Origin of the sequence: Litorivivens lipolytica, from assembly GCF_014191715.1 — a bacterium.
In the GTDB taxonomy this organism is placed as follows: domain Bacteria; phylum Pseudomonadota; class Gammaproteobacteria; order Pseudomonadales; family Spongiibacteraceae; genus Litorivivens; species Litorivivens lipolytica.
On sequence record NZ_JACHWY010000001.1, the window covers coordinates 230,516 to 255,223 of the forward strand.

Here is a 24,708-nt window from a genome sequence, read left to right on the forward strand (position 1 = left end):
TCTTTACTCCTGCAGTCTGCGATCAGTCGGGCAGACCCAAAACGCGTTTGGCGATAATGTTCAGTTGGACTTCCGAGCTGCCACCGGCAATGGAGAGTGCTTTGGAAAACAGCCAGCCGCGGGTTGCCAGTGTTTCGTCCTGATTGAAGCCTTCGCCTTCCCAACCCAAGCCCTGAGTGCCAAGCATGGCGATCAGCGTTTCTTCACGCTCCTTAGTGCACTCGGTTCCAACGTACTTCATGATCATGGGGATATTGCCTTCGCCCGCGCCGCTCATTTTCTCTTCAAAGGAGCGGAAGTGGGTCAGGCCCAGTGCCCGGTATTTCATTTCATGGCGCACCAGCTGGTCGCGCAGCGCGGCGTTTGCCACTTTGCCGTTGGCATCGGTGCCCACGTAGTCCAGCGCAGCCTGTACCGGCGTGATCTGTGTGCCGGCGGGAGTTTCCTGCTCTGACATCAACTTGCGTTCGTGCTTGAGCAGCGCTTTGGCGACAGACCAGCCCTTATTCAGTTCGCCGACCAGATTTTCTTTCGGCACTTTCACATTGTCGAAAAAGGTCTGGCAGAATTCGGATTCTCCGCTGATCAGTTCGATCGGTGAGGCGCTTACCCCTTCACTTTCCATGTCGATCAGCAGAAAGCTGATGCCTTCCTGTTTTTTGACATTGGGGTCGGTGCGCACCAGACAGAAAATCCAGTCGGACTTATCGGCATTGGTGGTCCAGATCTTGGTGCCATTCACCAGAAAGTGGTCACCCTTGTCTTCGGCTTTGCACTGCAGGCTGGCGAGGTCAGAGCCGGCACCAGGTTCGGAGTAGCCCTGGCACCAGCGGATTTCACCGCGGGCAATCTTGGGAATGTGTTCCTGCTTCTGCGCTTCGTTGCCGTATTCCAGCAGCGCCGGGCCGAGCATCCAGATACCGATATCGAGCAGCGGCGTGCGGCAGCCCAGACGCTTCATTTCATCTTTCAGGATTTTGGCTTCAGCGTCATTCAGTCCGCCGCCGCCGTATTCCTTTGGCCAGTCCGGCACGGTCCAGCCCTTGTCGCGCATGCGCTCAAACCACAGTTTGGCATCGGCACTGGGAAAGGTCTGATTGCGACCTGCCCAGACTTGCTCTTCGCGGCTTGCGGGTTTGCGTTGGGACTCGGGGCAGTTGGCTTCGAGCCACTCGCGGACTTCCTGGCGAAAGGTTTCCAGCGCGTCCATAACATCTCCTGTGGTAGAGCGGCACGCCAGCTTGGAAAGGCTCAGGCAATCAAAGGCTTGAGGTCAGCAGCGAGGGCGAGCCGAACGGTTGCCATCATCACAATTTCAGTGCTGAAAAGCTTAGCGGAGGGGGGCTTAAACTCAAGGGTGAATCACGGCAGCTTTATTGACAATTTCGGTCAGTTGGCCGCCGTGTAAAGAGTGGAATGACTTTAGTAAACGGTCATGATATGGGTGCCAAGACCGGCTCCCCAATGGCTAACTTGCTGCTGTACGGCGTTCCAGGCGAGCTGCGGGTGTTCGGCATGATCGGTCAACATTAGGGGCAGCTCTCGTCCGCATTGTGTCATTAATTCACGGCCGGTGAGACTGTCTCGCAAACGGGCGTGTACGCGCACTTCTTCAAGTTCACCGTCGGGTGCTTCGACGTCAACGCTGAGGCTTGCGACTGCCTGACCCGGCGTGGCGGCACTGCGCCAGCCGAGGCGTTCCTGCCACTGTTGTTCAATGGAGTGTTTGATCAGTTTGCGGAGATGGCGCTGGTCACTGGATTTGAGTGAGCGGGTTTTGTCATGGAAACGAATCTGATCGACCCACACGTAGTGATAATTGTCGAAGCTGGCACTGTCGGCAATATGCAATGACGCTGCGGAAACTTCTCTTGCGCCGTGAAAGCTGCATTCTTCGGTAGATCGGAGTTCTGTGGAGCTGAAAGCGGTACTCGACAGCAGGATGAAAGCAAAAGTGGCTGTCAGACGCTGGGCGATATTATTCATGTTGTGTCACCGTTGCTGCACTGTTATAGGTTTACTGGGTATCGGGGGCTTGCAAAAGCCTTGAGAGAAAGTACAAGAGATTGAACTCGCTCGGCTTGACCGCGTTCACAGCCACGGGCATGGTTAGGGCGGTTTTTTTGGTACTTATTCACAATCGACTCCGCAGGGAGTCTGCTTCGGGGAACGTGCAATGCAGCGATTTGCTGACAAGGTAGTACTGATTACAGGTGCGGCATCAGGTATTGGTGAAGCCGCAGCCTATCGGCTGGCGGAAGAGGGCGGCAGCATCTTCTGTACGGATATTAATGAAGAAGCGCTGCAACAGACCGTAGCCAATATTGAAAAGCGTGGGGGGAAAGCCAAGGCTCGCCGGCTGGATATCAGTTTCGAGAGTGACGTAAATGCCTGTGTTGCAGACTGCGTAAAACACTTCGGCAAGCTGGATGTCGTGGTGAATATGGCCGGGGTTTTGCGCTTTGACAACTGTCACGAGCTGGCGCTGGCCGACTGGCAGCGAGTGATCGATGTGAACCTTACCGGGACTTTTTTACTGTGCAAGGCAGTTTTGCCCGAGCTGTTGAAAACTAATGGCAATATTGTGAATGCGGCCTCAACAGCATCTCTTAGTGGTTTGCCCTGGGGTACTGCGTACGGTGCAAGCAAGGGCGCGGTATTGGCAATGACGCGAACCATCGCGGTGGAATATGCCAAGCGTGGTGTGCGCGCCAATTGCGTGTGTCCGGGCGATATTTCGACCAATATGGCAGCCAATGTCACCTTTCCCGCCGATGCGGATATGAGCCTGCTGGGAAGGATCAGCTCGCTGTCCGGGCCGAAGGAGCCGAAAACGGTTGCCGGTGTTATTGCCATGCTGGCGTCGGAAGATGGTATTCATATCACAGGCGAACATATTCGGGTGGATGGCGGTACCCTTTCATAAGCTGCCTTAAAAACTCCTAATAGTCGCTCTGATCGCCCTGATTGAGGGGCGTCTGGAATAGCCTTGATCAGGCCGGAAATGGTAAGGTTCCGCTACAACAACAAACCATGCCCCGGCCTGCCTACAGCCTTGTTTTCCCAGTGTGAGGAACACCTGAGTGAACGGCCCATGCGGCTGAGCATTCACAAGGAGTCTCCATGTCTGATTACCTGCTGGCCATCGATCAGGGAACAACCAGTTCCAGGGCTATTGTGTTCACCGCTGAAGGCAGTATCTGCGGTATAGGTCAGCAGGAATTTAAGCAGCACTTCCCTGCGGACGGTTGGGTCGAACACGATCTGGATGATATCTGGTCATCGACCTTAACCGTTTGTCGGCAGGCGATCGCCAATGCCGGCATTGAGGCCTCTGCTATTCGCTCTATTGGCATTACCAACCAGCGAGAGACCACGGCGTTGTGGGATCGGAGCACAGGCAAACCTATTGGGCGGGCCATTGTCTGGCAGGATCGTCGAACCGCCGGCCAGTGCGAAAAACTGCGTCGCGAAGGTGTCGAGCCAATGGTATCGCGTCGCACAGGCCTGCTGCTAGATCCGTATTTTTCCGGGACCAAACTGGCTTGGATGCTGGATTCCGACCCCGCTATTCGACAGCGCGCAGAAAACGGCGAGCTAGCCTTTGGCACGATCGATACTTTCTTGCTGTGGCATCTAACCGGGGGGCGAGTGCATGCGACGGATGCCAGCAATGCCTCTCGCACCTTGTTGTTTAATATCCATCGCCAGTGCTGGGACGATGAGCTGTTAAATCTGTTCAATATCCCCACCAGTCTGTTGCCCGAAGTCAAAAACTCAGCGGACGATTTTGGCTATACCCAAAAAGAACTGTTCGGCGTGGAGTTGCCGATTGGCGCGATGATTGGCGACCAACAGGCGGCAACGGTCGGGCAGGCCTGTTTCGAACCCGGCATGGTGAAAAGCACTTACGGCACGGGTTGCTTTGTCATGCTTAACACCGGCGATCAGGCGATTGAGTCCAGTAACCGACTGCTCACCACGGTCGCCTGGCGCTTGAATGGCAAAGTAACCTATGCCTTGGAAGGCAGTATTTTTGTCGCGGGCGCTGCGGTGCAGTGGCTGCGCGACGGGTTGCACCTGATTGGCAGTGCCTCTGAAATGCAGGAGCTCGCCGAGAGTGTCCCAAGTTCTAATGGCGTGTATATGGTGCCAGCCTTTACCGGTTTGGGCGCGCCTTATTGGGATCCCGATGCGCGCGGTGCCATTCTAGGGTTAACCCGCGACACCCAGATTGCTCACATTGCGCGAGCGACGCTGGAAGCGGTCTGTTATCAATCTCGCGATTTGCTCGATGCGATGCGCAGTGACGGCGCTGACCTTGCAGCCCTGCGTGTTGACGGGGGGATGGTCGTGAATGACTGGCTGGTTCAACGGCTGGCGGATACCGTGGGCTGTGAATGTCAGCGACCGGCTGTGGTTGAAACTACCGCTCTGGGGGCAGCCAGCCTAGCGGGTTTACAGAGTGGCCTCTATGCATCGCTGGACGAGGTGGCTGCGCGTTGGAAGGCTGAGAGCACATTTAAGCCCTCGATGTCTGAGGCGGATAGGGAACGCCGCTATCACGGTTGGACCAAGGCCGTAGCGCGCGTTCGCAGCGGAGCCGGGTAACTTCAAATTGTTGGCAGGGTGTAATTGAGGTCCAGTCGGCTGGCTTTGCAAGGCTTTGAGATGTAGTAGCCTTGCAGGTAGTGAACGCCCATCTCTCTCAGTAGCTCGGCGCTGCCTTGGTCTTCGACGCCTTCGGCGATCACTTTCTTACCCAGCGCCTGTGCCATATCCACCATGGATTTAACGAGCAGCTGATCGCTTTTTCGCTTGTAGATGTAGCGGATAAATGACTGATCGATTTTGATAAAGTCGACCGGTAGGTCGCGAAGATATTCAAATGATGTGAAACCAATACCAAAGTCATCAAAGGCGATCTGAACGTCTAGGGCATCGAGCTTTTTGCAGAGGGCCTTCGCGTTTTCCAGATTGTTGATCGCCTCCGTTTCCACGACTTCAAAAATCAACTGTCCGCTATTCGCACCGGTATCGGTAAGCAGCTGTTGTAGCTGTTTTATGAAACGATCGCTCTCGAATGTGTCGGCTGTGATATTGACACTCAGTTTCAGGTGAATGTTGTTGTCTGCCCAGACGCGCAATTGCATCAGCGCCATTTTCAGCACCAAATAATCAATGCGCGGCATGAGGCCGCTGGCTTTGGCAATGTCCAAAAACGATACCGGGGCAAGTATCCGGCCGTCTTCGGTCTGCATGCGAACCAGACATTCGCAGTGGGTAATACGATTTCGGTCGAGATTGTAGATGGGCTGAAAGTACAGCACGAAGCGATCTTCCGCGAGTGCTTTAACGATGCTGTCGTGCATCTGCACCTTTTCTTGGCGTGCGGCACGATTGTCAACCTGCGAGGAAATATAGTTCACCTTGCCGCGATCGATGGGCTTTAGCGCACGCAGGGTAGCGGCACAATTGCTGAGCATGTCATCAACCGTCTCGCCATCTTCCTGATGGCGGGCAACAACAGCAGTGATATTGACCTCAATAGCGTCATTTTCCAGTGCGGAGTAAAATCTAAGCGCGTGGCCGTCGACGCGGAATACCTTGTCCTTTTCGGCTGTGGTTGTATCGTCTTCATCAATAATCAGCAACGCCGAAAATTCGTTTGTTCCCGTGCGCCCAATGATGGTGTGACAGGCAATCAGGCGCTCAATAAATCGCGCCGTTTCGCGCAGCATATTGTCGCCATGCTGAAAGCCATACATGTCGTTGTAGGACGAGAATTTATCGATATCGAACATCATCAACTCGATCGTGTGAGTGTCGCGATATTGCTCGATAAGCTGGGTTGCTTCCGTATGGAAGGCTTCACGGTTTAGCAAATCGGTGATGGCATCGTGCTTGCTCAACCATCGCAGTCTGTTTTCGGTGCGTCGTCTCTCGGTAACATCCAGGCCGACCGACAGAATCATGGGTTCGCTGCGGGTGGCGACCTTTGCGTGAATCCAGGTGAGATAGCTCACAGAACCTTTTTCGTTGCGGATAAGTTGCTCAGATTGAGCCCTTGTTTCTCGACCGGATATGAGAGGTTTCAGGTTGTCGAGGATTGTGTGGCCAATGGGGTCGGGCAGAATCAGGTCGACAACGGATCGATTTTCAACATCCGATTTCTCCCAGCCAGCGAGTTTACGACCGTAATCGTTCAATTGAATCATTTGGCCATTCAATCTGAATGCTGCGATCACCAGAGGTGAATCATTTACCAACGCATTGTTGAATTCCTGTGTTTCCTTCAGTTCTGCGATGGTATGCAGCAACTCTTGCCGATGCGTGGCGACCGAGCCTTCCATTTCCTCCAGCGCATCTGCCACATCGAGCACGGTATAGTTGAGCTGGTCTATTTCGTCGTTGTAGCGGGTTTGCTTGGTGTATTTTGCCAGGGAATCGCGAAGCCGATCATAGCTGGAGTCTGACAGCATGGGGATGGCGTTGGATAAATTTACCAGCTTAAGCAGGGCTCTGCGCAGTGCGAGGTAGGTCATGAGAACGGTAAGCAAGAGCGCGACGCCAGCCGATACGAGGCTGTTCTTCAGAGAGCTCTGAATGCTGGCTTGGGCATCGCGGTCGTCAAACAGTAGCACCAATTGCAGGGCGCTGTGACTCAGGGTGTCGTTCAGGGGGCGGCTCGCCGCGACGGTGGTTCCCTGAGAGGTATTGGTATAGACCGGTGCATCGCTATGAAAGAAAGCCGTTTTTTTCTCCAACTCGTTAATCAGCGATTTGGTCCGCCCCGCATTCGTGGCAATAAATAGTCGCGAGGGCGAGTTCCCGAGTGCTGCATCGCTGTTTGTCAGCGTATTAAAAGCAAGCAGCACCGGTGAGAGATCGCGAATGCCATTGACGATATAAGGTCTGCCGCTATCTGCGATGACGGGAGTGAAGCTGGTTTGATAACACTGCGATTCACAAAAAATTCTACTTGCAGGCTTGGGCTCCAGCCGCACCTTATTGATTAGCTGTTGCTGTAATACTTTTGGGGCAGACGTTGAGTTGGCCGATTGCCACACCCGAAGTTCTTTGCCGTTAAAATCGAGAATACGCAATTCAGATATGTTGGGGTTGACCGATAGTGCTTTCGGTAGACCGCTGCTACGGGGTGTTTTGAGGTAAAGCTCCACGGGAATCTGGTTGAGTTCCTGTTCAAACAACTCGGTTGATCGTTCGGTGAATTGCTCAAAAATAGCAAACTGTGTGTCCAGTTTCTTGAAACCTGCCTCTTCGGTGGTTTTCAATGAATTCAGGTAATCGATACTGATGTTGCTGGCCAGCGCCAAGGCCATGATCAGGGTCACGATAAAGGACAGTTTGGTCTGCAGACTCAGGTGAACCTGCGCGTTGGTTCGCGTCACGCGAAGCTCCTGTTCAGAATCGGTAGCCTGCCATCAGAACGATGAGTTCAGATCGTTCTGCAAGAGAGGTGTTGCGGTTATCAATCGCCGGAATGGGGGCGGTGCCACGAATCCCGTGAATTTCTGCGGCAAACCGCCATTGTTTCCTGGGCTCCCAGCGTGCGCCAAGGGTTAGTATGCTGGAATCGGTTTCATTGGGGCGTTCACGGTTTCCGAGGCGGTGATCAAATCGGGTGTAGGCGGTGACCTTATTGTCGAGCCGGTAGTCTGCTTGAATATACGCAGTTTCGGTTTTGCTGTTGCCGGTAGAAACAAGGTTGACAGCGGGTATAACAAAGACTGAGTTGCTAGAGAGCAGTGAATATTCCCCTGTCAGGCTGAGCTTTTCCGCATTGTATTGTAGTGAAGCGGCCATCAACGTTGCATCCAAGCTGGCGACGATACTCGTGTTGGAAAATGCGAGGGTCGTGTTGTAGTAGCTGAGCGCCGCCTTCCAGCGATCGCCGGCCAAGCCGCCGCTGAGTTGAGCAAAGACAGGGCTCTGCAGTTCGGCGTCACCGTTGAGGCTGGAGCCGGCACCGAACATATTGGTTACAGTGTCCGAAGAAATCTTGTCGTTTTTGCCAAAGGTGCTGGTGAATTCCAGATGATGGTTATCTCCCTCCCAGTAGCTGTGAAACTGGGCGCCGTCACTGGAAAACAGTAGTTCACGCACCCCAAAACTTTCCAGATATTGTTGGGGCAGGAGTATTGAGGGGCGCGTGAAAAACACATCTCGGGTTGAGTTGTAAAAACCAAAGGGGTTTCTTACCCGGCCAACGCGAATGGAAGTGCCAGCGTTATTGCTTTGTGCCAGCCGCAAATCGGCATAGAGATAATCGGTGCGAACACTGCCATTATCGCCGCGGCCGGCGTCACGGGCGAAAAACTGCCCGGCCAGACTTAAGTAAGGCGCAACGCGATAGCGGCCGCCTGCGCCGGCCTCATAGTATTCCCAGGAACCGTCGGTGCTTTCACCGAAGAAATCGTTGCCTTTGCTATACAGGTAACCCTGACTGAAAAAGCCGTGCAGGGAAAGACTGTCCTGATTGGCCTGGGTGGTTGCTGTCATTCCCATAGTCAGGCAAACACACAGTGTTACGGCGCGATTTAGCGTGTTCAAAAGCGGATCGTCCTTTCTGTGTCGAAGGTGCTGTCTTGGCCGACGAGTTTGATATCGTTCATATTGCCCGGCAGACGGTTGACGTAACCAATACTGCCGGGGGTTGAGCGCACCATTTCGTAGAGTCGGTAGGTCGTAGCGACCTCGGTCGGAGCAACCCCCGAGCCGGTAAACGTCAGCTGGTCCCATTGGCGATTCAGTACGTAGGGAAAGGTCTTGAGGTACTGCATGCAGAATTTGCGGTGTAAGTGATGGGAAGATGGCAGCACAAAGACTTTGATAGGGGTGCCATCAGGCCATATTTGTGTTCTTCCAAAAAAGATAGAGCGTAATACGGCGTCCGAAATGTCGCGCGGCAGCTCCACCGATGAATTGACGATTATCTGAGGCAGCGCATCAGTGGTGTTTGATGCAAACACGGGCCCTGTTAAAAGGGCGACAAGCAGGGCAAGCCGGCCTGTTTTTAACACAAGCCGGCAAACGTTGAGAAGTGATCCATCGCTTTGTTGTATCAAGGCGTATTCCTGCCCTTAGTGATTATCCTGCTCACTCGATCTCACGGAAGTATTCAATAAATGCCTGAATACGCCGAGCATTGGCCCCCATATCTCCCTGACCAACTCGTGAGACAGAGCGCAGGTCAATCTGTGTAGGCTCACTACCGGCGTTTATACGTATAACGATGTCGTCCTTGAAGCCAAACCAGCGGGTCGTAGCCACCGCTTCAATATGTCCTTGGGCTGGATCATCGTAGTAGATTTCCCAGCCCATCTGGCGACTCACCGCTAGTGCCAGCTGATGTGCCTCACGGGCACTGAGCTCGGTGGTCAAAGTCTGTAATTCAGGGTAGGCCTGCCGCTGGATTTTAGCCAGCTCGGGTGTGTATTTCAGGGGGTTGGCATCGGCACCACGCTGGCTCGGGGCCTTGATAAATTCGGGTGGGTTGTCAGGCGCGGTGGTGACATTGTGGATCATGGGGGCGTCACCGGCGCTGAAAATACTAAAGGTGAATATACCGATGGCCGGTAGCGATAGTAGCGAGGCCTGGCTAAGGGCCTTGCGACTGGCGTCACTTTGCTGGCGGCGGGTAAACAGGGCCGCCATCACGATGACCAACAGGCCGAGCAGGGCAGCCAACAAATACATCAGCAGGCCATAGCGGAAATGCAGTACATTCCAGCGGGTAGCAATGACGCTTAAAGGAAGGAGGCTGAGACTGATCCAGGCTAGAACTGTGGCGCTGCGGGCAATCCGCGACATGCAACTACCTTCTTGAATTATTTAAAGATTATAGAATGGTAACTATAGCACGGCTTTTCACCGCGCAGACAGCATGCTTTACTAGCGCGCCGCTGTGGGAGACCCGGCGAGAAGAACGCAAGTACAGTATTGGGAAGGGAACATGAATCGAGTTAAAGACAAGGTCTGTATCGTAACGGGTGCCGCCAGTGGCATGGGGCGTGCAGATGCCGTGATGCTGGCGTCTGAGGGTGCCAAGGTGGTACTGACAGACCTGAATGAGAAAGATGGTCAGGCTGCAGCCGCTGAAATCGGTGATAACGCTGTTTTCGTTAAACACAACGTCACCAGCGAAGACGACTGGAAAACCGTCATCGAAACCGCGGTTTCCCGTTTTGGCGGGCTGGATGTGCTGGTCAACAATGCCGGCATGATGACCATGGGGTCCGTCGTGGATTGCACCCTTGAGGATTATCGCAAGGTCAATGCGGTTAACAGCGAAGGGGTATTCCTGGGCTGTAAGTACGCCATTCCTGCTATGGAGAAGACCGGACGGGGCGGCTCCATTATTAATATGTCCTCGGTAGCGGCGCTGCACGGGATGTCATTTATCGCGGCCTACAGTGCCAGCAAGGGTGCCGTGGCGGCGCTGACCAAATCTGTCGCACTGCATTGTCGTGAGAAGCGCAACGGCATTCGCTGTAACTCTATCCACCCTGACGGTGTAAAAACGCCGATGGTGTTTAAAGTAGCGACTGGAGCAGAATCTGCTACCCGCGAGGAGATCGAATCCCTGTCGACCGAAGCCAACCCCATGTGTGAGCCGGAAGATATCGCTGCACTGGTGGTTTATCTGGCTTCTGATGAATCCAAGTTCGTCAATGCGGCTGAAATGCTGATTGACAATGCGGCAACGGCAACCCCGCCGATTGGCGTGTAAGCAGTTCTGTCAGTGATTAAAACAGGCCGGCATTGCTGGCCTGTTTTGTTTGTAGGATGAAGATTAGGTGTCTCGACTGGATTCCAGGGTCTTCATAATGCCTTCGAGCTGGTCGGCGAGAATATTGCTGGCGGCCATTTCCATGGCGCGGCCGAGCTCGGCCTTAACCACAATCTCGGCCATGGGGCGCATGCGCCAGATCAGGTCGATAATCTTGGGGAATTCTTCCTTCGGGGGCAGGGACTGCTGCTGATAAGGCTTGAGTACATTGTCGGAAATCAGCCGCACAAACTCCTTTGCGACTTTTTCCACATTGTCTCGGCTCATGCGCAGGATTTCCAATTGGTCCCCCATGGGAATGCCCATTGCGCACAGGTCTGCCGCGACCTTTAAGGTGCTCATACTGCTCACTCTAACCTGGGTTCCCTGCACTTTGGCTATGCCCAGTTCACCGGCGAGCCGGATGTTGGCGGGGGTCAATTGAGTGCCGAACATCTTGACCATCTGGGTCATAGGAATGACTTCCGCCGCTTCTTTGGCCCAGGGGCTGTTAATTGCGGACTCCATTCCGAGAATCTCTGGCAAGCCGATACCCTGTTCGAGGCCGGAAATCAGATCGAGAATGCTAGCGAGTGTATAGCCACGATCTAACAGGTTGGCGATAACCCGCAGTCGCGACAGGTGCTGATTGTTATAGATACCTTTGCGGCCGCGCAGGGCAGGGGGAGGCAACAGCCCTTTGTCCTGGTAAGCGCGGATATTGCGCACCGAGGTGTTGGCTGCCAGTGCCAGTTCTTCCACCGTGTATTCATGCTTTTCTTCCAGCGATACCGCCTCATCGACCGCGTCGTTCTGTTGGCGGTATTGGGCCATGTTCTGGATGGTTTCTTCTGGAAACTTCATGAAAATGCGGTCCGGATTCTCTCTTTAAATACTCAAAATTTATTTAGGAAATAGCTGTCTGGCCATTAGCACCGCGGGTGTTCATGCAGTGGTTTTGCCCTAAGCCCTTGAAAATTCAGGGCTGACTCAAAGTCGCTCGGTTCCGGTCAGTTGAGCCAATGACCATTCTACCTGCCTCTTCCTATCTTGACATCAATTAATGATAAGATGTATGTTACATCAAATGATGATACATATAATGATGTGTCATAAGGTCATGGTTCATTTTTGGGTGTGTCTCTGCACACGCCCCACGTTCAACAGGAAGATAATAATGAAAGCGTTCCGATTGCTTCCGCTAGCGGCCCTTGGTTTGGGCCTGGTTCCACTCTCCGTTCAGTCCAAGGCCGTTCTGGAGGAGGTTATTGTGACCGCTCAGCACCGCGCCCAAAGTTTGCAGGATGTGCCGGTTTCGGTCAGCGCGATTGGCGGCGACAAGATGATCGAGGCGGGCATCAACCGTATGGAAGATCTGCAGGCCTACGTGCCCAATCTCACCGTCACCGAGAGCGGTATCAGCACTGATATTTTTATTCGCGGTATCGGCACCGGTATGAATCAGGGCTTTGAACAGTCAGTTGGCATGTATGTCGACGGTATTTACTACGGCCGCGCCCAGCTGGCGCGGGCGCCCTTTCTGGATCTGTCACGGGCCGAGGTACTGCGCGGTCCGCAGAACATTCTGCACGGCAAAAACAGTATCGCCGGCGCCGTGAATCTGCATACCGCCAATCCGGGGCAGGAATTCGAGGGTTTTGTATCCGCCTTGTACGAACCGGAGTTCGACGAGCGGGTATTTGATCTGGTGCTGTCAGGCCCGATTACCGACAAGTTTGGTGCCCGCTTTGCCGCTCGGCTTCGGGATTACGGCGGCTATGTCGAAAACCTGACGCTGGATCGCTTCGGCCCCCAGCACGATCAGGCGACCTTTCGTTTGAAACTGCACTGGGAGGTCGATGACGATACTACCGCCTCGCTTAAACTCGAGTCGGGCAAATTTGACAGCTTAGGGCGTCACGGCGAAGTTATCCGGGATGACCCCTCCACATCGTCTACTTTTTTGTTTGCCGGTCGCACCGAAGCGGAAATTCTTGATCGCACCTTCTTCCCGCCGTTTGTAGACGTGGATACCGATGAATCCGTGCGCAACAACTATCAGGACTATAAAGGCAGTTCCAACGGTAATTTCAGCAACAACGATACGGCCAATATCACACTCGATGTAACCTGGCTGTCGGATGCGGGTAACGAGTTCAAATCCATTACCGGCCTTATGGCTTACGAATACGATGACCTCTGTGACTGTGACTCCACCGCCGCGCCTCTATTCAAGCTGGCGCTGGCGGAGGAGTACTGGCAGTTCAGTCAGGAGCTGCGCTGGATGTCGCCGGTAGGCGAGCCGATTGATTACATCGGCGGGGTGTACCTGCAGCGCACCGATCTGCGCTTCAATGACAAACTGATTCAGGATTCGCCGGTTGTTGTTGGGCTGATTAATGCCGCCGACTTTCAGGATGGGGGGACCCGCGGGGACTATGACCCGAACCCTCTGGGGATAGCGCCAGAGGAGGTGGCGGGCATTGGTGATGCCGGCAATGCGGTAGCCAATATTACAGCGCCGCGGGAGTTTACCAGCGTCTCGGATATTGCCTCGGCCTTTATGCAGGCGACCTTTAACCTCTCCGAAACCTTTCGGTTGACGCTGGGTGGCCGTTACACCTACGAACACAAAACCGGTAGCCGCAGTCTGGATCTGGCCGACCTTAACGGCAACAGCCTGCCCATCGGTGAAGTGGACACCGTAGCCGCGATCAGTTTCGCGGCAGAACGCCACGATCTGAAAGGCGAGCGCAGTGAAACGCATTTTTCGCCGCTGGTGAATGTGCAGTGGGATTATTCGCTGGAGGGTATGGCCTATTTTACGGCGACACGGGGTTTCAAAGCCGGCGGCTTTGATGCTCGCTCCAATCAATCGCCCAGCGCCGAGTTGACTCCGGCCAACCCGAACGCCGCTGTGCCTAACCGGACGTCGCTGGTCGGTACCTTTGAATACGATGAAGAGATTGCCACCAGTTTTGAACTCGGTTTGAAAACCGGTTTGCTCGATGGTGCGGCCGAGCTGAATATCGCGGCTTTCTACACCATCTACGAAGATCTACAGATCAGCATCTTCGACGGCACCCTCGGATTTAATGTGGGCAATGCAAAAGAAGCGATTACCCAAGGGATTGAACTGGATGCCCGCTATCAGGTAACGGAATACCTCAGCCTGGGTGGTGCTCTGGCTCTGCTGGATTTTGAATTCACCGACTTTGAAAACGGCCAGTGCCGTCAGGGACAGACGCCGACGTCGGATAACGGCCTCTACTGTGATTACACCGGCCAAAGTAACCAATACGTGGCCGACTGGTCCGGCACCTTCATCATCGGTTATCTGCGCCCCATTAGCGACACATTGGGTCTTGGTCTGACATTGGATGTGGTGTTTACCGACGACTACAACCCCTCGTCCAACGTCGACCCTCGCGTTGGGCAGGAAGGATTCACCAAATTCAATGGCCGTATCGGATTCGGCGCGATTGACCAGACCTGGGAAGTGTCTCTGGTGGGTAAAAACCTGACCGATGAAGCGGTGATTGTTTATGCCGCAGATACCCCGCTCGCCAATACCATTTTCGGCGCCACTACATTCACCGGGTTTGTTGAAGCGCCACGTTCCGTTGCGCTGCAGATGACCTATCGCTGGTAAGGGAGTTTATTAAATGACTTTGTTCAAAACTGCATTGATAGGCGTGCTAATGGCTTTGCCGCTACTCGCGAGTGCGGCTGATGGCTGGGAGCTCGAGAAAGATAGTGACGGGGTGAAAGTCTACACCCGTGAGGTAGAAAACTCCCAGTTCAAGGCCTTTAAGGGCGAAAGCGTTCTGGAGGTCGAGCTGAACCGGGCGATGGCACTGATGGATGATACCGCCGCCTGTCCGCAATGGATGCATGCCTGCAAATCGCCGGTGCTGATCCGCAAGCTGACACCACTGAAACGCTATACCTACATGGTGAATGATTTTCCCTGGCCTGCAAAAGATCGCGCGCTGCTGTTGACCGCGACCATTACCCAGAAGCTGCCCGAACGCGTAGTCACGGTGTCACTGGAAGCGCTGGCGCCGGAAAGTCTTGAGCCCTCTGACCGTTCAAAACTGCCAGAAGAGAAGGGAGTGGTGTTGATTGAGCAGGCGAAGGGACTGTTTCGCTTCACACCGTTGGGAGACAACCGCACCCACGTCGAATATCAGATGCACCTCGACCCGAACGGCACACTACCTGCCTCGCTGGTAAACGCCATGCTGGTAGATACGCCATTCAACACGCTTAAGGCCATGCAGGATATCGTTAAGGCCGAAAAATATACGGATTTTCGCCCCTTTTAATGAACAGGCGGCCAAGTGGCCAACACAAGGAGATTGTTATGACCAACAATGTAATGCCCGTTCGCAGAAACCTGAATTTTCATCTGCCCGCTGAGCGGATCAGTGACTGGAACCACAACAGCGTTCATATTTCCCACTTTATGAACGCGATGTCGATTTTCTTCCCGGTAGGTGAACGCTTTTTTATCGATAGCGTACGCCACTACCGTGATCGCGTAAGCGACCCGACACTGCAGGAAGCGGTTAAAGGGTTTATCGGTCAGGAAGCCATGCACGGTCGCGAACACGAGGAGTACAACGACGCCTTAACCGCGAAAGGTATGCCGGCGGATCGCTACGAGCGCATTGTGCTGAAGTTACTCAACTTCTTTCGTCGCTTTACCCCGAAAAGCTCCCAGCTGGCCGGCACGATTGCGCTTGAGCATCTGACGGCGATTCTTGCACACCGCATTCTGGTGGATAAAAGTCGGCTAGAAGATTGCGAGCCCCGTTACGCCGCCATATGGCACTGGCACGCTCTGGAGGAAACAGAGCACAAGGCGGTCGCCTATGATGTTTATACCACGGTAATGAAAAATCGCTTTCTGGGCTATGTGCGTCGCTGTTTCGCTCTAATTATGTCGACAGCCATTTTCTTTATCATGCTGACGCCGTTTTATCTCGGCATGGTCGCCCGTGAAAAAGGCCAGCTGTTTAATCTGAAAGGCTGGTGGCAGGTGACTATGTACCTGTGGGGGCCGCGCGGTGTTTTACTGCGGGCTTTACCTGACTGGCTGGATTTCTTCCGGCCGGGCTTTCACCCTTGGGATCACGACAACCGAGAATATCTGGCGGAGATTGATAGTCTGGTAACGGAAGTTGAGTCTTATAAGGCTGAGGCCATCAACACCCAGGGAGCTGCCGCGTGAGCAGTACAGACGTGAGTGACGTAACAAAGCCCGAACCGGCCTTTGCGGAACTGGAAGCGCTGTACGCGGCTACGCCGCTGGCAGCGATTGATCGCGATCGGCTGCGCCAGTGGCGACCAGAGTCTTCGCTGTGGGGAAGACTGAAGCCGCTTATCGCACGTCGCGCCGGTGCCCGCTTGTGCTGGACTGAGGTTGCTGGTCATCGGATTAACTACTGGGACAGTGGTGCCAGTGACAAACCGGTGCTGGTGCTTATTCACGGCTTTGGATCGAGCAAGGAAAACTGGTCCTTTCTCAGTGAGCTGATGCATCGAGAATTCCGGATTCTGGCGCCGGATCTTCCCGGTTTTGGTAACAGCACTTTTCGTGTCGACAGTGATTATCGGGTAGAGACTCAAGCCGAACGCATGGCTGAGTGGCTTAAGCAGCTCGGTGTGGCGTCAGCCTTTATCGCCGGCAGCTCCATGGGCGGGGCTATTGCCGCCTCGCTCGCGGCGCATCATCCCGCAATGGTAAACGGACTTTGCCTAATGAATGCTGCGGGGGTTCCCGGGACCCGAATCAGCATGTTGGAAGCAGGGGTGCTCGCGGGCAACAACTACCTAGTGGCTAATCGTCCTGCTGAAGCGCAGCGGGTATTTCAGATCTGTTTTCATTCCCGAAAACGTCTGCTTGGCGCAGTCTTTGGGTTGTTGATGGGAACTGAAATGGCGCACCGGGCACCCCTCAATCACGCCATTTTTTCAGATCTGGTGTATTCGCTGTCGGCGGTGAACGCAAGCCTTCCCCAGGTGAAATCGCCCACCTTTGTGTTATGGGGTGACAGTGATCAGGTGCTGGATGTGAGTTGTGTGGATGCCTTTCTTGCGGCGATTCCCCACGCAAAAGCCATGGTGCTGCCGGAAACCGGACACCTGCCGATGGTCGAAAAACCGAAAGATACTGCAACGGTGCTGCGAGCGTTTTTTAATGCGCAGCACAGCATCGTGCACACGGAGAATCTGTGATGACAATACGCAGTGATAGCGCAAATGGGCTGCTCGATACCGCCATTGTCGGTGCCGGGTTTGGTGGCATTGGGCTGGCGATTAAACTCTTACAGGAAGGTGAATCGAGTTTTCGTATTTTTGAAAAGTCCGAGGATGTCGGCGGCGTCTGGCGCGACAATATTTATCCGGGTGCAGCCTGTGATGTGCCGTCTCACCTATACTCGTTTTCCTTTGAGCCCAACCCGGACTGGAGTCGTACCTTTGGTGGGCAGGCGGAGATACATCAGTACCTCCAACACTGCGCCGACAAGTATCATCTGTGGGATAAAATCCGCTTCAAGGCAACCGTCGAACGAGCCAGCTTCGATGAGAAAGCCAGTATCTGGACGCTGTACTTCGCCGATGGTGAATCTGTACGCGCACGCACCGTGGTGTTTGCGGTGGGTGCATTAAATATTCCCGCCTATCCCTCGATCCCCGGCCTCGACGCCTTCAAGGGCAAGGTGATGCATACCGCCGAGTGGGATCCTGACTATGATCTCAGCGGCAAAAAAGTTGGTGTTATTGGTACCGGCGCCAGTGCGATTCAGGTTGTCCCCGAGATTCAGCCAGCGGTTGAGTCGCTTACCCTCTACCAGCGCACAGCGCCCTGGGTTATGCCGAAACGCGATGGCTGGATTCCACCGGCTTGGCGCAAGCTCTACGCCCGTTTTCCGATTTTGCAAAAGCTGCATCGCATCGCCCAGTACTGGATGTTTGAATCCACGGCGCCAGTGATGATCAAGAATAATTGGATGACTCGTATGGGGGAGCGCTTGGGACGACGTTACTTGCGCCGTATGATCAAGGATCCGGTCCTGCGGGAAAAAGTAACGCCGCGCTATGCGCTCGGCTGCAAGCGTGTGCTGCTCTCTGACGATTATTATCCCGCGCTAACGAAACCCAATGTTGAGGTGCTGACCGATGGCATTGAGCGGATAGATGAAACCGGCATCGTCAGCCGTGACGGGCGGCATCAAAAGTTGGATGCCATTGTCTTGGCGACGGGCTTTCAGGTGCCGGCCGCAGGTGCGCCGTTTCCCATCGAGGGAGCGGGAGGACGCTCGTTAAATGAGGACTGGCGCAAAGGGTCTGAGGCCTACCTCGGTATGACCGTCACCGGTTACCCGAACATGCTCTACATCATGGGGCCAAATACCGGGCCGGGAAATATTTCGGTGATTTTCTATATTGAGTCCCAGCTGCGCTATATCATGGCTTATCTGAAGCATTTGCGGCAGCGGAATCTCGCCGCGCTGGATCTTAAACCTTCAGTTCAGCAGCAGTTTAACGAGAACATTCAGGCAAAAATGCAGAAGACAACCTGGGTGTCCGGCTGCGATAGCTGGTACCTGACGGAAGATGGCAAGAACACCACGCTGTGGCCGGGGTACTCTTGGCAATACCGTCTGCAATCAAAGCATTTTGATCCTAGCCTCTATGATTGTGTTCGATTGCGTCCCAGTGTTGTCGAACTCAGTGCCGATATCGATGACCGTGTAGCGACCTCAGCCTGACAAAAAAAAGGATAAACCGATGTTTTCTCTTAAGGATAAAGTGATCGCCATCACCGGTGCCGGTTCAGGTATCGGTTATGCGCTGACCGAGCTGGCCCTCGACGCCGGTGCAAAAGTCGCCGCGTCTGATATCAAGCCGGATGCGTTGGCCGCGTTGGCAGCTCGTTATCGCCAGCAGCTTCATCAAGCTGTGCTGGATGTGTCCGACCGCGAAGCTTTTGCTGAATGGTCGCGCGAGGTCGTTGCCCACTTCGGTTGTTGCGATGTCATTATCAATAACGCGGGTGTGTCACTGTCGAGTCGCGTTCAATCCATGAAACGGGACGATCTGGAATGGATAATGAACATCAACTTTTGGGGCGTGGTGAACGGTGTGGAAGCCTTTCTGCCTCATCTGCTGACGCGACCCGAGGCGGTGGTGGTTAATATCTCCAGCTTGTTTGGGCTTATGGCGGTGCCGTCTCAATCGGCCTATAACGCAGCCAAATTTGCGGTTCGCGGCTATTCGGAATCCATGCGTCAGGACCTGCGAGACACTTCGGTAAAAGTAGTTACCGTTCACCCCGGTGGTGTGAAAACGAATATTGTCGCCAACGGTAAACACTATGAAAGCCTCGACGGCAGCCACACCAATACAGAAGAATCTGCAGCTATGTTTGAGCGTATCGCCTCGACCACCCCGCAGCGAGCGGCAGAGATCATTCTGCGCGGTGTCGAGAAGGGCAAGCCGCGCGTACTGATTGGTCGTGATGCAATCTTGCTGGATCTGCTGCAGCGATTTTTGCCCGGTCTTTATGATCGTTTGACTGTGCCCGTATCACTGCGTGGGCGCCATCGCATGAGCAGTCAGTAGCTGCCGTGGTGCCAAGACATTTTCGATTACCCTCCCTTGGCCGAGCTTCGTGCTTGGCCCTTTTTCTTTTTTTGTGCGCAACGACTAGCCTTCAGGCACATCCGGTGAAGCATGGCGTCCGTCTCGATCTGCAACCGGTGCTGCGCAATGCGGCGTATCGGCCAGCGCTGACCGAGCTGGTTGCTCACAGCAGTGGCTATACTTTTCTCAATGATCGGGAGGAAATGCTCGACGATCTGCTTGATGCCCGGCGTGAGGCCGCGGCACTGGAAAATAGCGTCCGTCGTTTTGAATACCGCCCGGGCGACGAAGAGGCGCTGATACAAACACTCAAGTCCTTAGACGGGAAGGCCACCACATTTCAGGGCGGCATCGGGTTGGTAGTGGCTAGCCCGTTTTTCGATGACCGCTACACCTTGAGTGCGACTGCGTTTACGCGTTTTGCGGGCACTTTCGAATTTGTGGAAGACGACGAGCCCAAGCTCCGACTTGCACCTGTGATCGCCTTTTTTCAGCTGTCTGACTTGGAATCCCGCGCGCGGGTGTTGGGCTATGGCATGGCTGAGGTCGCGCTCCACCGTAAGATGGATGAGATCGATTTGCCGGCCACCACGGTCAGTCTCAGCTTCAAATATCAGGGGCTGTCACTGTATGAGAGGGAGGTGCCGATTCAGGATTACCGGGAGAGCGAGTTTTTTGAACTCAGCGGCTTTACCCGTGAATACCGTCGGGCAAATGTAGATATTGCCACGCTGACTGAGATTGACCGCTGGCAGATTGGTCTGACACTTCGGGATCTTTTTGAAAGCACCTACCGCGGGCCCCGTGACAGTACCTTTCACTTGCGAACGCGGGGTGAATTGCGGGTAGATTATCGCTTTGACTGGGGGCAGGCGAGCCTGCTGCAGGACCTGACGCCTCACCCCGCGTTTGGTCAGATTAAGGGGCGACGCGAAACGGTGTTAGGTATATCGGCGCCGATTTCATCGCGTTTTGTCGCAGGCGCGGCTTATACCCACATCGCGCGGGATCGCGATCATGACACGGTCAGTCTATCGCTGACCTACCATCTGCTGGACAGTTTCAATATCGGTGTAACCGGAACCCTTGCCAGTGAACGTGAGCTGGGTGGTGCATTTCGCCTGCAGATGCCGTTCTAACTTGCTATCCTTGCGCGGCCCAGATTAATGGAGCCCGGTTGTGCCCGCCCAACAAAAAACCATCAAATTGCATCCTTCCTGGCTGAACGCACTGGCCGGTGAGTTCGAACAGGATTACATGGTCGCGCTGCGCGCCTTTCTCGCCGAACGCATAGCCAGTGGCGCTAACGTATTTCCGCGCCCGGCCGAGTGGTTTAATGCACTCGATACCACGCCGCTGGATCAGGTGAAAGTGGTTATTCTCGGGCAGGATCCTTATCACGGCCCGGATCAGGCTCACGGCCTGTGTTTTTCGGTGAAGCCTCCGGTGCCGCCACCGCCGTCACTGGTCAATATCTATAAAGAGCTGAACAGCGATCTTGGCTTAAAGCCTCCGTCCCACGGTTGTCTGACCAGTTGGTCAGAACAGGGCGTGCTGCTGCTGAACAGTGTGTTGACCGTCGAACAGGGGCAGGCGGGCGCCCATCAGGGTAAGGGTTGGGAGCGTTTTACCGACGCCGTGATCGAGGCCGTTAACCGTGAGCGGGAAGGGGTGGTTTTCCTTTTGTGGGGTGGCTATGCCCAGAAAAAGGGACAGCTGGTGGACCCCCAGCGACACTGTGTGTTGAAGGCGCCTCATCCCTCGCCGCTAAGTGCTCACCGGGGCTTTCTCGGTTGCCGCCATTTCTCAAAGACCAATGACTACCTGAAGGCTCGTGGAGAAAGTCCGATACGCTGGGAATTGCCGGTCGCTGTCAGCTGAACGCTATTCCGCCGGGAAACCGTAGGGTGGCGGCGTGACCTCGACGACGCGGGCGCCGCCTTTCAGTTGGAGATTGGCTGAATCTGCAGAGGCGGTGGCAAGCACCAAAGCCACCTGCTGATCGGGCCCGCTCAAGGCGACCATGCCCACGGTTTTTTCGCCGTCCAGTACCTCTTCCCCCGCCTTTGCCGGGCCTTCAAGCCTCGCCAAATACAGGCGGCGTTTGGGGACGCCTTTAAAATGCAGGCGGGCGACCACTTCCTGTCCGGTGTAGCAGCCTTTCTTGAAATTCACGGCGCCGGTCAGGTCGTAATTGAGAAACTGGGGCAGAAACTCGTCGCGGGTTGCCGCAACTACCGGCACATCGCCAGCGGCAATGCGCAAGCCGTCCCAGTGCGTCGAACTCACCGCTTGCGCTTTGCTGGAAAGTGCCTGCCAGACCTCGGCTGCCTGTTCCGGTTTGAGCCAGAGTTCATAACGCTGCCCCGCCTCGTCGCATTGAACCACGATGCCTCCGGGGAGGGCGCAAGTTTTCAGCGGGCCGTCGGGCGTGGTTTCACATACCGAGCTCAGCAGCGCTTTGGCGTCCGGGCCAACCAACCCGATCCCGGTATAACTTTCACTGGCGTCGCTCAGCTTTACTTTGGAGAACACCGCGTATTTAGCCAGAACCGTTAGAGTGTCTTCGATCAGATCCTTCCGCATTTGCAGGAGCAGCGTGTCTTCATCAAGGCGCGCCGCACTAAAACTTGCCAGCATTCTACCCTTGGGGGTGCAGTAACTTCCGGGTCGGGCCTGTGTGGCGCTGACTTGGCGGAAGTCGGCGGTCGTCTGGCCTTGAAAGAAAGTCTGGCCATCAGGGCCGGTGGCCTCCACAAAGCCGTAGGGTGTTAGCGGTACCAGCAGGTTCGTATCTGATTCAGAAGCGGGGGCTGTATCGAACAGGCAATGTTCACCCTCGAAACGGGCGCCATCGGCAGTTAACTGGGCGATAAAAGGGGAGGTGCTCACCGTATACTCCGCAGGTCGGGCTTTGAATGTAATTAGCCCGAGATCTGTCTGCATGTGTGAATGTCATCAAGAAGGCCATGCGTTGTCCGGCCTGTGTCGCTATAATGCGCCGCACAATAAACGGCAGCAGTGGAACTTAATGTACTCAGAAAACGAGATCAAGCGAATTTACTGGGCCAGTCGGCGCGGCATGCTGGAACTGGACCTGATGCTGGTGCCGTTTATGGAAAATTGTTTTCGCAGTCTGCCGGTGGAAAAGCAGCATCATTACGTCGCACTGATGGAATGCGAAGACACGCAGATCTTTCAGTGGTTGTTGGGAACGGAAAGCCCGGAAGATCCGGATTTGCTAGGGATAGTGAATGACATCAAAGCCTTCGCCCGCCAGCCTAAGACTTGAACTGCGCCCCTCGCGCTGGCTGCTACTGTATCTGATTTCTGCCCATGGGCTTGCCGCCGGCGCTTTGATACTTGCGCCGGTTGCGGCTTCTCTGCAACTGCTCGCACTCGCGCTGACGGCGTTCAGCCTGCTATTTCACGTTATGACGCTATACCACAGGCGATGGCGCTGCGAGGTCTTGCTGCGCGACGAGAAGGGCTGGTGCTTGCAAATCGGCAGGCTGCGCCGGCCAGTAGAGCTGAAAAGTTGCTGGGTAACGCCCTACGCGGTGGGCATGCGCTTTCGGGGGCGAGGCTTGTTGCTGCCGGCTGACGCCTTTGTCAGTGCAGACGGCTTTCGCCGCCTGCGGGTTCAATTACGCTTTGCGCCGGGGCTCAAGAATAGTGTCTCGGGCCTCCGCTAGGGTTTCCGGATAATCCAGCGTGTAGTGCAGCCCCCGGCTTTCCCGTCGTTCCATCGCTGAGCGAATGATCAACTCGGAGACCATCGCCAGGTTCCGCAGTTCGATAAGGTCGTTGCTGACCTTGTAGTTACTGTAATACTCCCGGATTTCCTGCTGCAGCAGCTCCACCCGGTGCAATGCCCGCTGGAGTCGTTTGTTGGTGCGCACGATGCCCACGTAGTCCCACATAAAGCGGCGCAGCTCGTCCCAGTTGTGCGAGATCACGACATCTTCATCGGAATCGGTAACTTGTGACTCATCCCAGTCCGCTATGGCGATATCCGCCATGGGCTCCGCCAGCCTTTGGCCGATGGCGTCGGCGGCTGAGCGGCCAAAGACAATGCACTCCAGCAGGGAGTTGCTGGCCATACGGTTGGCGCCGTGCAGGCCGGTGAAGGAGGTCTCGCCGATCGCAAACAGGTTGCCCACATCGGTCTGGCCGCTGTGGTCTACCATCACCCCGCCGCAGGTGTAGTGGGCGGCGGGAACCACGGGGATGGGTTCCCGGGTAATGTCGATGCCGAGCTCCAGACAGCGTGCCTTAACGGTCGGGAAGTGGTGCAGAATAAAGTCGGGCGAGCGGTGACTGATATCCAGATAGACACAGTCCGAGCCGAGGCGCTTCATTTCATGGTCGATAGCGCGGGCCACAATATCCCGAGGGGCCAGCTCACCGCGCTCGTCGTAGCGGTGCATAAAACGCTGGCCGTTGGGCAGCAGCAATTTGCCGCCTTCACCCCGAATCGCTTCTGTAATCAGAAAGGATTTGGCTTTCGGGTGATAAAGACAGGTTGGGTGAAACTGGTTGAATTCCATATTGGCGACCCGGCAGCCGGCACGCCATGCCATGGCAATTCCGTCACCGGAGGCGCCATCGGGGTTGCTGGTATACAGGTAGGCCTTGCTGGCGCCACCTGAGGCCAGCACCACAAATTTGGCGCGGAACAGGCGCACATGCTCGGATTCGCGGTCATACACGTAGGCGCCGACACACCGGCCCTGTCTCACAACCAGGTCGACGGCCACATGGCGTTGGAAAACCTCGATGTTGCTCTGCTGCAAGGCCTGATTGGTCAAGGCCTCTGACACGGCTCGGCCGGTGGCATCGGCGGCGTGAATAATGCGCCGGTGGCTGTGACCGCCTTCGCGGGTCAGGTGAAAGCCGTCCTCATTGGGGTAGCGGCTGAATTCGACGCCCTGAGATACCAGCCATTCAATGCTTTCTCGGCTGTTGGCAACGGTAAAGCGCACGGTATCGCCGTGGCAGAGATCGGCGCCGGCGGCCAGGGTGTCAGTGACGTGGTCGTCGACCGTATCCTGCTCGTCAAGTACCGCCGCAATGCCGCCCTGAGCGTAATAGGTGGAGCCCTGATTGAGCTCACCTTTGCAGATCACAGCGATGCGGGCCTTGTCGGCCAGTCGCAGGGCGAGAGTCAGGCCGGCTGCGCCGCTGCCGATCACCAGCACGTCGTGGGAATAACTGGAAGTCATGGATTGCCTTGGGTGGACTGCGTGGATACCATTTGC

At 55.1% G+C, this 24,708-nt stretch carries 22 protein-coding genes; 13 read left to right on the top strand and 9 right to left on the bottom strand.

Annotation, left to right across the window (positions count from 1 at the left end):
* Nucleotides 1–22 precede the first annotated feature (22 nt).
* Entirely contained in the window at nt 23–1,210 is a 1,188-nt protein-coding gene (locus FHR99_RS01025) for an acyl-CoA dehydrogenase family protein (RefSeq protein ID WP_183408690.1), read from the bottom strand.
* Between the two features lie 212 nt (nt 1,211–1,422).
* Entirely contained in the window at nt 1,423–1,986 is a 564-nt protein-coding gene (locus FHR99_RS01030) for a hypothetical protein (RefSeq protein WP_183408691.1), read from the bottom strand.
* Nucleotides 1,987–2,176: 190 nt separating this feature from the next.
* Here FHR99_RS01030 and FHR99_RS01035 point away from each other — a divergent pair, with 190 nt between their 5' ends.
* Complete coding sequence (locus FHR99_RS01035; protein ID WP_183408692.1) at nt 2,177–2,926, top strand: SDR family NAD(P)-dependent oxidoreductase; 750 nt, start codon at nt 2,177–2,179, stop codon at nt 2,924–2,926.
* A gap of 197 nt (nt 2,927–3,123) precedes the next feature.
* The gene (gene glpK, locus FHR99_RS01040) at nt 3,124–4,611 is read left to right on the top strand and encodes a glycerol kinase GlpK (RefSeq protein ID WP_183408693.1); all 1,488 of its coding nucleotides are present in this window, start codon (nt 3,124–3,126) and stop codon (nt 4,609–4,611) included.
* A gap of 2 nt (nt 4,612–4,613) precedes the next feature.
* Here glpK and FHR99_RS16525 read toward each other — a convergent pair whose 3' ends face one another.
* The 4 genes from FHR99_RS16525 to FHR99_RS01060 form a co-directional block, all read right to left on the bottom strand.
* Nucleotides 4,614–7,412, bottom strand: a complete 2,799-nt coding sequence (locus tag FHR99_RS16525) for an EAL domain-containing protein (RefSeq protein WP_183408694.1) — start codon at nt 7,410–7,412, stop codon at nt 4,614–4,616.
* Between the two features lie 13 nt (nt 7,413–7,425).
* Nucleotides 7,426–8,523: a hypothetical protein gene (locus tag FHR99_RS01050; RefSeq protein ID WP_183408695.1), complete on the bottom strand. Its 1,098-nt coding sequence runs from the start codon at nt 8,521–8,523 to the stop codon at nt 7,426–7,428.
* 47 nt (nt 8,524–8,570) lie between these two features.
* Nucleotides 8,571–8,804: a hypothetical protein gene (locus tag FHR99_RS01055; protein ID WP_183408696.1), complete on the bottom strand. Its 234-nt coding sequence runs from the start codon at nt 8,802–8,804 to the stop codon at nt 8,571–8,573.
* A gap of 316 nt (nt 8,805–9,120) precedes the next feature.
* Nucleotides 9,121–9,834 carry a DUF1499 domain-containing protein gene (locus tag FHR99_RS01060; RefSeq protein ID WP_183408697.1) on the bottom strand — a complete coding sequence of 238 codons (714 nt, stop codon included), beginning with the start codon at nt 9,832–9,834 and terminating at the stop codon, nt 9,121–9,123.
* Nucleotides 9,835–9,976: 142 nt separating this feature from the next.
* Here FHR99_RS01060 and FHR99_RS01065 point away from each other — a divergent pair, with 142 nt between their 5' ends.
* Nucleotides 9,977–10,753 (top strand): SDR family oxidoreductase, encoded by a 777-nt coding sequence (locus FHR99_RS01065; protein WP_183408698.1) that lies wholly within the window; start codon nt 9,977–9,979, stop codon nt 10,751–10,753.
* 63 nt (nt 10,754–10,816) lie between these two features.
* On the opposite strand, the gene FHR99_RS01070 is transcribed toward FHR99_RS01065, so the two are convergent.
* Complete coding sequence (locus FHR99_RS01070; RefSeq protein WP_183408699.1) at nt 10,817–11,656, bottom strand: MerR family transcriptional regulator; 840 nt, start codon at nt 11,654–11,656, stop codon at nt 10,817–10,819.
* Between the two features lie 313 nt (nt 11,657–11,969).
* On the opposite strand from FHR99_RS01070, the gene FHR99_RS01075 reads away from it, so the two are divergent.
* The 8 genes from FHR99_RS01075 (at nt 11,970) to ung (ending at nt 21,328) form a co-directional block, all read left to right on the top strand.
* Nucleotides 11,970–14,444 (top strand): TonB-dependent receptor, encoded by a 2,475-nt coding sequence (locus FHR99_RS01075; RefSeq protein ID WP_183408700.1) that lies wholly within the window; start codon nt 11,970–11,972, stop codon nt 14,442–14,444.
* 13 nt (nt 14,445–14,457) lie between these two features.
* Nucleotides 14,458–15,120 (top strand): START domain-containing protein, encoded by a 663-nt coding sequence (locus FHR99_RS01080; protein ID WP_183408701.1) that lies wholly within the window; start codon nt 14,458–14,460, stop codon nt 15,118–15,120.
* A gap of 38 nt (nt 15,121–15,158) precedes the next feature.
* The gene (locus FHR99_RS01085) at nt 15,159–16,028 is read left to right on the top strand and encodes a metal-dependent hydrolase (protein WP_183408702.1); all 870 of its coding nucleotides are present in this window, start codon (nt 15,159–15,161) and stop codon (nt 16,026–16,028) included.
* Nucleotides 16,025–17,035, top strand: coding sequence for an alpha/beta fold hydrolase (locus FHR99_RS01090; protein ID WP_183408703.1), 1,011 nt, complete (start codon nt 16,025–16,027; stop codon nt 17,033–17,035). Before FHR99_RS01085 ends, FHR99_RS01090 begins: the two co-directional genes overlap by 4 nt.
* On the top strand, nt 17,035–18,573 hold the full coding sequence (locus FHR99_RS01095; RefSeq protein WP_183408704.1) for a flavin-containing monooxygenase: 1,539 nt from the start codon (nt 17,035–17,037) through the stop codon (nt 18,571–18,573). Before FHR99_RS01090 ends, FHR99_RS01095 begins: the two co-directional genes overlap by 1 nt.
* A gap of 19 nt (nt 18,574–18,592) precedes the next feature.
* The gene (locus tag FHR99_RS01100) at nt 18,593–19,426 is read left to right on the top strand and encodes an SDR family NAD(P)-dependent oxidoreductase (RefSeq protein ID WP_183408705.1); all 834 of its coding nucleotides are present in this window, start codon (nt 18,593–18,595) and stop codon (nt 19,424–19,426) included.
* Between the two features lie 104 nt (nt 19,427–19,530).
* Complete coding sequence (gene traF / locus FHR99_RS01105) at nt 19,531–20,586, top strand: conjugal transfer protein TraF (protein ID WP_183408706.1); 1,056 nt, start codon at nt 19,531–19,533, stop codon at nt 20,584–20,586.
* Between the two features lie 40 nt (nt 20,587–20,626).
* Nucleotides 20,627–21,328, top strand: coding sequence for a uracil-DNA glycosylase (ung, locus tag FHR99_RS01110; protein WP_183408707.1), 702 nt, complete (start codon nt 20,627–20,629; stop codon nt 21,326–21,328).
* A gap of 3 nt (nt 21,329–21,331) precedes the next feature.
* Here ung and ygfZ read toward each other — a convergent pair whose 3' ends face one another.
* A complete protein-coding gene (gene ygfZ / locus FHR99_RS01115; RefSeq protein WP_183408708.1) occupies nt 21,332–22,339 on the bottom strand; it encodes a CAF17-like 4Fe-4S cluster assembly/insertion protein YgfZ in 1,008 nt (335 codons plus the stop codon).
* 139 nt (nt 22,340–22,478) lie between these two features.
* Here ygfZ and FHR99_RS01120 point away from each other — a divergent pair, with 139 nt between their 5' ends.
* Both FHR99_RS01120 and FHR99_RS01125 read left to right on the top strand, forming a co-directional pair.
* Complete coding sequence (locus FHR99_RS01120) at nt 22,479–22,739, top strand: FAD assembly factor SdhE (RefSeq protein ID WP_183408709.1); 261 nt, start codon at nt 22,479–22,481, stop codon at nt 22,737–22,739.
* Nucleotides 22,702–23,142, top strand: a complete 441-nt coding sequence (locus FHR99_RS01125) for a protein YgfX (protein WP_183408710.1) — start codon at nt 22,702–22,704, stop codon at nt 23,140–23,142. Before FHR99_RS01120 ends, FHR99_RS01125 begins: the two co-directional genes overlap by 38 nt.
* Here the strand turns inward: FHR99_RS01125 and nadB are convergent.
* Nucleotides 23,095–24,672, bottom strand: coding sequence for an L-aspartate oxidase (nadB, locus tag FHR99_RS01130; RefSeq protein WP_183408711.1), 1,578 nt, complete (start codon nt 24,670–24,672; stop codon nt 23,095–23,097). The two genes, FHR99_RS01125 and nadB, sit on opposite strands and share 48 nt — an antisense overlap.
* Nucleotides 24,673–24,708 lie beyond the last annotated feature (36 nt).

Excerpts from the sequence above, each read along its gene's own strand:
- FHR99_RS01050 (WP_183408695.1), bottom strand. The coding sequence starts at position 8,523 with ATGACAGCAACCACCCAGGCCAATCAGGACAGTCTTTCCCTGCACGGC.
- FHR99_RS01075 (WP_183408700.1), top strand. The coding sequence starts at position 11,970 with ATGAAAGCGTTCCGATTGCTTCCGCTAGCGGCCCTTGGTTTGGGCCTG.
- FHR99_RS01085 (WP_183408702.1), top strand. The coding sequence starts at position 15,159 with ATGACCAACAATGTAATGCCCGTTCGCAGAAACCTGAATTTTCATCTG.
- FHR99_RS01065 (WP_183408698.1), top strand. The coding sequence starts at position 9,977 with ATGAATCGAGTTAAAGACAAGGTCTGTATCGTAACGGGTGCCGCCAGT.
- FHR99_RS01125 (WP_183408710.1), top strand. The coding sequence starts at position 22,702 with ATGACATCAAAGCCTTCGCCCGCCAGCCTAAGACTTGAACTGCGCCCC.
- FHR99_RS01095 (WP_183408704.1), top strand. The coding sequence starts at position 17,035 with ATGACAATACGCAGTGATAGCGCAAATGGGCTGCTCGATACCGCCATT.
- FHR99_RS01025 (WP_183408690.1), bottom strand. The coding sequence starts at position 1,210 with ATGGACGCGCTGGAAACCTTTCGCCAGGAAGTCCGCGAGTGGCTCGAA.
- FHR99_RS01030 (WP_183408691.1), bottom strand. The coding sequence starts at position 1,986 with ATGAATAATATCGCCCAGCGTCTGACAGCCACTTTTGCTTTCATCCTG.
- FHR99_RS01060 (WP_183408697.1), bottom strand. The coding sequence starts at position 9,834 with ATGTCGCGGATTGCCCGCAGCGCCACAGTTCTAGCCTGGATCAGTCTC.
- FHR99_RS01035 (WP_183408692.1), top strand. The coding sequence starts at position 2,177 with ATGCAGCGATTTGCTGACAAGGTAGTACTGATTACAGGTGCGGCATCA.
- FHR99_RS01055 (WP_183408696.1), bottom strand. The coding sequence starts at position 8,804 with ATGCAGTACCTCAAGACCTTTCCCTACGTACTGAATCGCCAATGGGAC.
- nadB (WP_183408711.1), bottom strand. The coding sequence starts at position 24,672 with ATGACTTCCAGTTATTCCCACGACGTGCTGGTGATCGGCAGCGGCGCA.
- FHR99_RS01070 (WP_183408699.1), bottom strand. The coding sequence starts at position 11,656 with ATGAAGTTTCCAGAAGAAACCATCCAGAACATGGCCCAATACCGCCAA.
- FHR99_RS01100 (WP_183408705.1), top strand. The coding sequence starts at position 18,593 with ATGTTTTCTCTTAAGGATAAAGTGATCGCCATCACCGGTGCCGGTTCA.
- FHR99_RS01080 (WP_183408701.1), top strand. The coding sequence starts at position 14,458 with ATGACTTTGTTCAAAACTGCATTGATAGGCGTGCTAATGGCTTTGCCG.
- FHR99_RS01120 (WP_183408709.1), top strand. The coding sequence starts at position 22,479 with ATGTACTCAGAAAACGAGATCAAGCGAATTTACTGGGCCAGTCGGCGC.
- glpK (WP_183408693.1), top strand. The coding sequence starts at position 3,124 with ATGTCTGATTACCTGCTGGCCATCGATCAGGGAACAACCAGTTCCAGG.